7 protein-coding genes are annotated in these 8,690 nt (G+C 70.3%); all 7 read left to right on the top strand.

What is annotated here, in order from left to right:
* Positions 1-4 precede the first annotated feature (4 nt).
* Entirely contained in the window at positions 5-151 is a 147-nt protein-coding gene (locus tag HOV77_RS34790) for a DoxX family protein (RefSeq protein ID WP_363260386.1), read from the top strand.
* A gap of 66 nt (positions 152-217) precedes the next feature.
* Positions 218-1,450 carry a mechanosensitive ion channel domain-containing protein gene (locus tag HOV77_RS16595; RefSeq protein WP_290863215.1) on the top strand — a complete coding sequence of 411 codons (1,233 nt, stop codon included), beginning with the start codon at positions 218-220 and terminating at the stop codon, positions 1,448-1,450.
* Between the two features lie 112 nt (positions 1,451-1,562).
* Positions 1,563-2,093 carry a hypothetical protein gene (locus HOV77_RS16590; protein ID WP_290863213.1) on the top strand — a complete coding sequence of 177 codons (531 nt, stop codon included), beginning with the start codon at positions 1,563-1,565 and terminating at the stop codon, positions 2,091-2,093.
* Positions 2,093-3,445: a hypothetical protein gene (locus HOV77_RS16585; RefSeq protein WP_290863211.1), complete on the top strand. Its 1,353-nt coding sequence runs from the start codon at positions 2,093-2,095 to the stop codon at positions 3,443-3,445. The genes HOV77_RS16590 and HOV77_RS16585 overlap by 1 nt, the downstream gene beginning before the upstream one ends.
* Positions 3,442-4,752, top strand: coding sequence for a VWA domain-containing protein (locus HOV77_RS16580; protein ID WP_290863209.1), 1,311 nt, complete (start codon positions 3,442-3,444; stop codon positions 4,750-4,752). Before HOV77_RS16585 ends, HOV77_RS16580 begins: the two co-directional genes overlap by 4 nt.
* A gap of 13 nt (positions 4,753-4,765) precedes the next feature.
* A complete protein-coding gene (locus HOV77_RS16575; protein WP_290863207.1) occupies positions 4,766-5,881 on the top strand; it encodes an AAA family ATPase in 1,116 nt (371 codons plus the stop codon).
* The gene (locus tag HOV77_RS16570) at positions 5,878-8,688 is read left to right on the top strand and encodes a DUF5682 family protein (protein ID WP_290863205.1); all 2,811 of its coding nucleotides are present in this window, start codon (positions 5,878-5,880) and stop codon (positions 8,686-8,688) included. Before HOV77_RS16575 ends, HOV77_RS16570 begins: the two co-directional genes overlap by 4 nt.
* The last annotated feature ends 2 nt before the right edge of the window (positions 8,689-8,690 follow it).

Here is an 8,690-nt window from a genome sequence, read left to right as displayed (position 1 = left end):
CGGGGTGGCCGCCGGGATCGGCCTGGTGCTCTACTTCGCGCTGGCGGTCGGGGCGCACGTCCGCTTCCGCGATCTCGCCCACATCGGCACGCCGATCGTCCTGCTCGTGCTCGCAGTAGCCGCCGTCGTCCTGCGACTTCTCACGGACTAGGGGTTTACCAGCTCGGCTGCGCCGGAATATGGGATCTTCAAAGGTGCCGGTGAAGGGAGTTGCACGGTGCCGTTGTCGATCGCGGCCGTCGGCGCGGCCGTGGCCGCGCTCATCGTCGTGGAGATCATCCATCGGGCGGTACGCCGGGCCGGGCGCCGTTCGCTGACCATGGCCGAGCTGGCCGACCACGCGCACCGGGCGTTCCAGGTCTTCGCGGTGCTCTTCGCCGTCCGGGCCGTGGTCCTCGTCTCACCCCGTACCTTCGAGCTCAAACACGGGGTCCTCCACACGATGGGCATCGGCCTGATCGTCGCCGGGGCCTGGCTGGTCGCGACGATCCTGCTGGCGCTGGAGGACGTCGCCGAGGCGCGGTTCCGCATCGACGTGCCCGACAATCGCTCGGCGCGGCGCATCCGCACCCAGATCGTGGTGGTACGCCGGGTCACCATCGCCGCGATCGTGCTGCTCACCGTCGGCGTCGTGCTGATGACCTTTCCCGAGGTACGCACCATCGGGGCCAGCCTGCTCGCCTCGGCCGGCATCATCGGCATCATCGCCGCATTGGCGGCGCAGAGCGTACTGGGGAACGTGATCGCCGGGCTGCAACTGGCGTTCAGCGACGCCATCCGGATCGACGACGTGATCGTGGTGGAGAACGAATGGGCCCGGGTCGAGGAGATCACCCTCAGCCACGTCGTCCTCCAAGTCTGGGACGACCGCCGGCTCATGCTGCCGACGTCATACTTCACCACCAAGCCGTTCCAGAACTGGACGCGTACGCGGTCGGAGATCCTCGGCTCGGTCGAGTTCGACGTCGACTGGGCGGTGCAGGTGCAGCCCATCCGCGACGAGCTGCGACGACTGCTCGAAGGCAGCGATCTCTGGGACGGGCGGGTCTGCGTACTGCAGGTGACGGACGCGATCGAGGGCCGGGTGCGGCTGCGGGCGCTGTGCAGTGCGCGCGATGCTCCGTCGCTGTGGGACCTGCGCTGCCTCGTTCGCGAGCACCTCGTCGGCTGGGTACGCGACCAGCAGCCGTCGGCCTTTGCGCGTACCAGGACGGAAATGGCCTGGATCGACGCGCGCCGGGAGTGGGCCTGGGTGGCCGCCACCCCCGCAGTCTTCCCGGCCGTGGGCCCCGAGCCCGCGCCGGAGGAGGACGCGCGAGTCTTCAGCGGCAGTCCGGACGGTGAGGCGCGCGGGCAGGCGTTCGGCGGACCGGAAGCGCCGCTGCACGACATCGTGCTGCACGAGCAGGCCGCGCTCGACGAGTTGGATGATCCTCCCGAGAGTCACTGAGCCCGCGGGCCGGATTGTCGGGGGCGTGCGGTAGAACTGTCGCGTTCACGGAACGTCCGTTTCCGCGAGCGTCCACTGTGGCGCGCGCGTTTTGCCTGGGGAGGTCGATGGCGTGCCGCCTGCTGAGTCGCCGGAACTGGATTGGGAGGCGCGCAGCGCCGCAGTGGTGGTTCCGCCCGCCCGGCCCCGCAAACTCGCGAAGGTGCCCTTCGTCGAGCTCGCCGAGGGGCGGCTGCAAGGGGTCGTCTCGTCGGGGTCGGACATCGACCGGGTCTACGTCTCGCAGTTCACCGCGGGCGACCACACGCTGAGCTGCTCGACCAACAACAACCGGCCGTGCGGCGGCCTATACGGCGACTACACCTGCAAGCACCTCGACTTGCTGATCGACGAGGCCGCCGTGCAGTTCGGGGCCGCGCGGGTCGCCCGGTACCTGCGTATCGAGGCCGAGGGCACGATCCTCCACGGCACCGATCTGGTCCGGATGACGACCTGGCGGGTCGAGCGCTCGTCGGCGGCCGGAGTCTTCGCCCGCTTCCTGCGGCACTTGTCCTATCTGGAGCTTCCGGGCACGGCCGAACCGTTGCCTGAGTTGCATTGGTTCCCGGCGACGCAATTGCCGTCGGCGAAGGCGGTGAGCTGATGCTCGGTGAATTCCTGGCGCAGACCCCCACGGGTGTCGCGGAGACGCTGGAGACGGTGGCGGCCTTCGACGAGGCGCTGACGCACGGCTTCGGCCGGTTGAGCGAAGCGCGGCAGGCAGCGCTGACCGGGCTGGCCGGAGCGTTCGGCGCGACTCCGCTGGGCGAGCGGCTCGCCGAGGCGGCGGCCAAGATCGTGGCCGGATCGCCCGGCGACGATCACGTCGCTGCGCTGGCCGGTGGCCGGTCGGCAGCGCTCGGTGCGGTGCACGACGCGCTGCTCACGGGACTCGACACCGCTCTCGGTCGGGACCGGGCGCAGTGGGAGCCGTCGCCGGCCCCTGACGCGGCGGGCGAGAACCTGCTCAGCGGCGTACGCACCTGGCTCGTCGAGCTGGCCGTGGCCGGGTGGCGCGGTGTCACCGAAGACCTCGTGAGCTCGGCCGATCCGCTGATCGAGGGCCTGCTGGCCGAGCCCGGCCGGCGTCGGCTCGCCGTGCTGCTCGACGGGTTCGCCGCCGAACTCCGCGCGTCGAGTCCACTGCTGACACTGCCGCAGTTGCCGGTCCGGCGCTGGGCCGACCTCTGGTCCCGGGCGATGCTGCTGGCCCAGCCCGGCCTCCCGGCTCACGCCGCGGGGCAACCGGTCTCCGGGCGGTTCCTGCCGCTCGGCGTCGACCTCCACGAGCATCCGACCGCGCTGCAAGCTCAGGTGCACGGCGTACTGGAGACCGGGGGAGCGGCCCGGCTGGTCCGGGTCTCGGTGAGCGCCGCGAAGGTCGACACCATCACCGGGGCCGCCGTCTGGCGGCTGCTGCGCGGCCATACGCAGCTGCTGGCAGCACTGGCCGAACGGCGCAGCCTCGACCTGACCGGCATGACGCTGCTCGGCTCGGGCGACCTGATCTGGGACGAGGCACATGCGACCGCCGGCGGACCGGCCGACCCGTTCGCCACCGCCCGGGTCCAGCTCCGGCAGGCGTCGGCGGCCCCGGTTCCGCCGCTGGAGCGGCATCCGGTGCGACTGGCCGAGCCGGTGTTCCTGGAGGCATACCAGTTCGCCGCCGACGGGCCGCTGACCGTCGACACCGACCGGATCAGCGCGGCGAGCCCGATCACGGCCGAACTGGCCGCGTCGGCGTCGGCGATGATCGGCCTGCTGCGCTGGGACGCCGGCCGGTGGCTGGTGCAGCCGCTGGCGGTGGAGACGACGGTGAAGAAGAAGCCGGTCGCGGTGCACAGCGGCGACTGGGCGATGGGACCGTCCGATCCGAAAGCCGCCAAAGCCGAGGCCGCGGCGGGCGACGCTGTCGGCGTACTGCGCGAGCGCGCGGGAAGGCTGCTGCGCAAATGACCGAGATGGACGCGCGACGGCAGGTGCTTTATTGGCGGCTGCTGGCCCGGATCTTCGACGGCGGTGAGGAGCAACCCGCGCTGGAGTCGGCGAGCATGGCGGCGGTGCAGGCGGCGGGGTTGCCCGCAGCGGTGCTCGACCCGTCGGTCTCGGTCGACACCGTGGTGCAGCGGTTCCCGGAGCTCGCCGCCGAGCTCGAAGGCCTCATGGTGCCGCCGGAAGACGACCAGGCCACCGGGGAGACCCGAGTACGCCGGGCCGCCCTCGCCTCGAAGGTGCTGCTCAACGTGTTCGCCACCGGGTCGGGCAACGTCAGCGCCACCCAGCTGGCCCAATGGCAGTCCGATGCGGGGTGGTTCGAGAAGGCGCTGGGCTGCGAGCCGGGGCAGCTGCGATCCCGGCCGGGTGCGGCCGGTGAGCTGGGCGGCGTACTGACCGGCCTCGAAGGCGACCTCGTCAAGCGGATGCAACTGCGGGAGGTGCTGGCCGATCCGAAACTGGCCAAGCAGCTCACCCCGAGCATGTCGCTCATCGAGCAGTTGCTGCGCGACAAGGACAACCTCTCTGGTGTGGCGCTGGCCAACGCCAAGGCGCTCATCCGGCGCTTCGTGGACGAGGTCGCCGAGGTTCTGCGTACGCAGGTGCAGCAGACCAGCGCCGGGACGCTGGACCGGTCGGTGCCGCCGAAGCGGGTGTTCCGCAACCTCGACCTCGACCGCACCATCTGGAAGAACCTGACCAACTGGAACCCCGAGGACGAGCGGCTCTACGTCGACAAGCTGTTCTATCGGCAGACCGCCAAGCGGACCACCCCGGCGCGGCTGATCGTCGTCGTCGACCAGTCCGGGTCCATGGTGGACTCGATGGTCAACTGCACCATCCTCGCCTCGATCTTCGCCGGGCTGCCCAAGGTCGATGTGCACCTGATCGCGTACGACACGCGGGTGATCGACCTGACGCCGTGGGTGCACGACCCGTTCGAGGTGCTGTTGCGGACCAATCTCGGCGGCGGCAACGACGGCCCCATCGCGATGGCGATGGCCCGGCCGAAGATCGCCGACCCACGTAACACCGTGATGGTGTGGATCTCCGACTTCTACGAGTTCGACCGGTCGCAACCGCTGTTCGACGGCATCGAGGCCGTGCACCGGTCCGGAGTGAAGTTCATCCCGGTCGGCTCGGTCAACAGCTCCGGCCAGCAGAGCGTCAACCCCTGGTTCCGGGACCGCTTCAAGCGCCTGGGCACGCCCGTGATCTCCGGGCACATCCGCAAACTCGTCACCGAGCTCAAGAACTTCCTCGATTAGGAGAGAACCGCTGATGACTGAAAACTTGCTGCGCGCTCCCGCCGAGGTGAAGTACGCCGAGGAGCTGGACTACCTGGAGTCGATCGACACCGGTGCCAAGCCGTTCACCTGGCGGTTGAGCCCGCGCATGGTCCGGATGTTCGTGCTCGGCTCGGAGCGGGCCGACGGCATCGACCGCCAGATCCCGCAGAAATGGTTCGGCGACCGCAGTTTCGTCGAGCGCGCCATCGTGACGCTGGCGTCGGACCGGGGCCTGTTGCTGATCGGCGACCCGGGGACGGGCAAGAGCTGGCTGGCCGAGCTGCTGGCGGCCGCGATCTGCCGCAACTCGACGCTCGTCGTGCAGGGGACCGCGGGCACCACTGAGGACCACATCAAGTACTCGTGGAACGTCGCGATGGTGATCGCCCGTGGCCAGTCGCGCGACTCGCTGATCCCGTCGCCCATCATGACCGCGATGGAGCAGGGCGTGGTCGGCCGGTTCGAGGAGCTGACCCGCTCGACCAGCGACGTGCAGGACGCGCTGATCTCGATCCTGTCCGAGAAGTACGTCTCCATCCCGGAGCTGGACGACGACAACATCGTCTTCGCCAAGCCCGGCTTCTCGATCATCGCCACCGCGAACAGCCGTGACCGGGGCGTCAACGACCTGTCGTCGGCCCTCAAGCGCCGGTTCAACTTCGTCCGCATCCCGGTCGTGACGAACAAGGCGAGTGAGGCGGAGATCGTCCGCTTCCGCACGGTCGAGCTGCTCAAGCGGCACCAGATCGAGCTGGACGTCCCGCCGACCCTGCTCGACATCCTGCTGCAGAGCTTCGCCGATCTGCGTACGGCGGCCGCCTCGGCCACCAGCGACGACGAGAAGCTGGAATCGGCGCTGTCGACGGCCGAGCAGATCGGTGTGCTGGAGGACGCCATTCTGCACAGCCAGTTCTTCGGCGACGCCCAGCTGCGGGCGCACACGCTGGCCGGTTCGCTGGTCGGATCGCTGGCCCGGCGCAGCCCGGAGGATCTGGCCATCCTCAACAAGTACTGGCACGGCGTGGTCGAGCCGCGCAGCAAGGCCGACGGCGGCGAGTGGCCGGAGTTCCTCGCGGGCGGCCGTGAGGCGATCGCCACTCTGTCATGACCGTCTTCGATCCCCTGAGGGACCAGCTGCTGGAGGCGGCGGCCGAGTTCGCGGGCGGCCCGGGCGATCTCGACGGCATCCTCGCCGGGATGGTCACCGACGTCGACCGGGCGCTGCGGGAGCCGCTGGAGATCTTCCCGGTCTGCCACCACTCGCCGGCCTCCGCGCTCGCCATGGCCCGCCGCCTGCGCGAGAAGCGGCCGCACGTCATCTACCTCGAACTGTGCGAGGATCTGCGGCCGCTGCTGGACGAGCTGCGCAACTGCCGGCTGCCGGTCGCGGTGCAGGCATTCGCGTCCGATGTGGACGGTTTCCCGCCGGACTGGTCGCCGCTGAGTGTGGTCGCGCCGATCACCGAGGCCTCGGCCGAGTACCAGGCGATCGCGTACGCCCTGGACACGCCCGGTGTCGAACTGGTCTGCGTCGACCGGTCGACCGACCACGTGTTCCAGTGGTCGCCGCGCGGTTCCTCCGCGGCTGACGCCGACGCCGACGCCGACGCCGAAGAGGACGCCGAAGGCAAGGACCTGCACGGCGACGCGGTCGGCGTCGAGATCGGCGACCTGCGCCCGCGGTTCAGCCAGCTGGAGGCGTACCTGCTGCACCATGGCAAGGTGCGGCACTGGTCGGAGTGGTGGGACCAGTACGTCGAGCAGCCGCTCGCCTCGGCCGACGCGGACTACGAGACGTATCGGCAGGTCATGGTGCTCATCGGCAGCCTGTTCCGGCGGCTCGCCCCCGGCGATCCCAGCCGGGTCACCGTCGACGAGGACCGCGAGCGGTTCATGTGGACGCGGATGCGCCAGCACCTCGCGGCGTCCGGGGCCGACGCCTCGCAGGCGCTCTACGTCTGCGGAGCGTTCCATGCGGCGAGCTACGTGCCGGAGTTCGGGCTCGCAGGCTCGGACTGGGAGATCAGCCCCCGGACCGGCACCCGCTGGCTCTACGGGCTCATCCCGTCCAGCCACTCGGCCATCGAGGCGCAGTTCGGCCTGGCCTCGGGCTCGGTCTCGATCGCGGCCGCGACCTGGGCCAAGGCCGTGACGCGGACCGGCGTCAAGCCGTTCCAGCTGCAAGGTCAGGCGGGTACGCGGAAACGGGCGGTGGTCAAGGCGACAGTGGCGCCGCCGGTGGCCGTCGCCGAACCGGTGACCGACAAGCTCACGAAGTTCCTGGCCAGCCCGCCCCGGCTGGACGGCATCGACGAGGCGGAGCTGCTCGGCTGGTCGGTGGAGATCGTGCGGCTGGCCCGTCGGCACGGATACCTGTCGAGCACGGCCGACGCGATCGCGGTGTTCGAGACGTCGATCCTGCTGGCCGGGATGCGGAACCGGGCCCGGCCGACCCCCTACGACTTCGCCGACGCCGCGGTGACCTGCATCGAGAAGGACACCGTGCCGGGTCGCCGGGACATCCGCCGGCTGTGCGAGATCATGCTCGGCGGCGACCGGATCGGCCAGGTGGGCTACAACGCGCTGCCACCGCTGGCCCGCGACGTCTACGACCGGCTGCAGCCGCTCGGCGTCAACGTCGAGGCCCGGACGATTCAGCGAGCGCTGCTGGATCTGAAGGCGCAGCCCGAGCTCGGGCCGTGCTCGGACCTGCTGTGGGTGCTCCGCCGCCTGATGCCGCCCGACGTCGTACGCCCGATCATGGGCGAGCGCACGCTGGGCCGGAAGTCCATTCAGGAGAGTTGGGACCTCGCGATCGGGCGCAGCCAGCGCTACCTGATCGAGCTGGGCTACGAAGGCGTCACCGTCGAGCAGGTGCTGGAGCAACGCCTGCGCCGGGAGGTGTGGACGCCGACGGCGACGGCGGCGGCCGCCCTGGCGGCGGTCGAGGATTCGCTGCTCTACCTGCGCAGCCGCCGATTCACCGACGAACTCGGCGCGCGGGCGGTCGAGCTGCTGGCCGCCGAGCGTACAGTCGACGAGGCTCCCGAGGTGTTGCAGCGGATCCGGCGGCTGCTCGCCTACTACCGGTCGGGGGAGCGCGGCGGGCTGCCCGCCTGGTGCGAGGACTTCGTCCGGACCGGATACGCCCACTACTGCACGCTGTTGCCGACGGCGTTCGTGGAGGACGAGTCCGGCGTACGCCAAGTGGCGGCGATGCTGGGCTTCCTGTTCGGGATGGAGAACCTGGCCCTGTCGCTGGGCTGCGACCGCGCGCAGCTCGAAATCGCCGTCCAGCAGTCGCATCCGGAGTCTCCGGCGAAGGTCGCCCTGCTGTGGGCGGCGCACCACCAGCTGGGTCTGCTGCCCATCGCCCGCCTGCGTGAGCGGGTGGACGAGTTGCTCGGCAACCCGATGGTGCTGCCCGCGATGCCGCAGTACATCAGCGGCTTCCTCCAGGCCCTGGTGCCGGTGCCGTCGCTGACCTCCTTCGTGGTCGAGATCCTGTCGAAGGCGTTCGCGCAGCTGCCCGACCCGGTACTGCTGCCGTGGCTGCCACAGCTGATCACGACGCTGAAGGATCAGGCCCCCGAGCTCGTCCCCGTCCTCGTACGCGAAGCGGGCCGGACCTTCCCCGGCACCTTGGCGGCCTTGGACACCTGGACGCCGCCGTGGTCGCCGGCCGAGGCCGCCCCGACGACGTCGGCTACCGGGCCGAGGGCCGGCGGGCCGATGGCGGAACTGCTCGTCGGCCATCCGGATGCGACAGACGCGGTCGCCGCGCTGCTCGGGGTGACCGGTTCGTGGAGCGCGCTCGGCACCGACGGCACCGACGACATCGGTTCACCGGTCGCGGATCTGATCGGTCGACATCCCGATACGGCCGAGGCGGTGGCGGACCTGCTGTCGGTCTGACA

The sequence above is a fragment of the Hamadaea sp. genome (assembly GCF_013362815.1).
GTDB lineage: Bacteria > Actinomycetota > Actinomycetes > Mycobacteriales > Micromonosporaceae > Hamadaea.
This window is presented reverse-complemented; position numbering and strand designations above follow the sequence as displayed.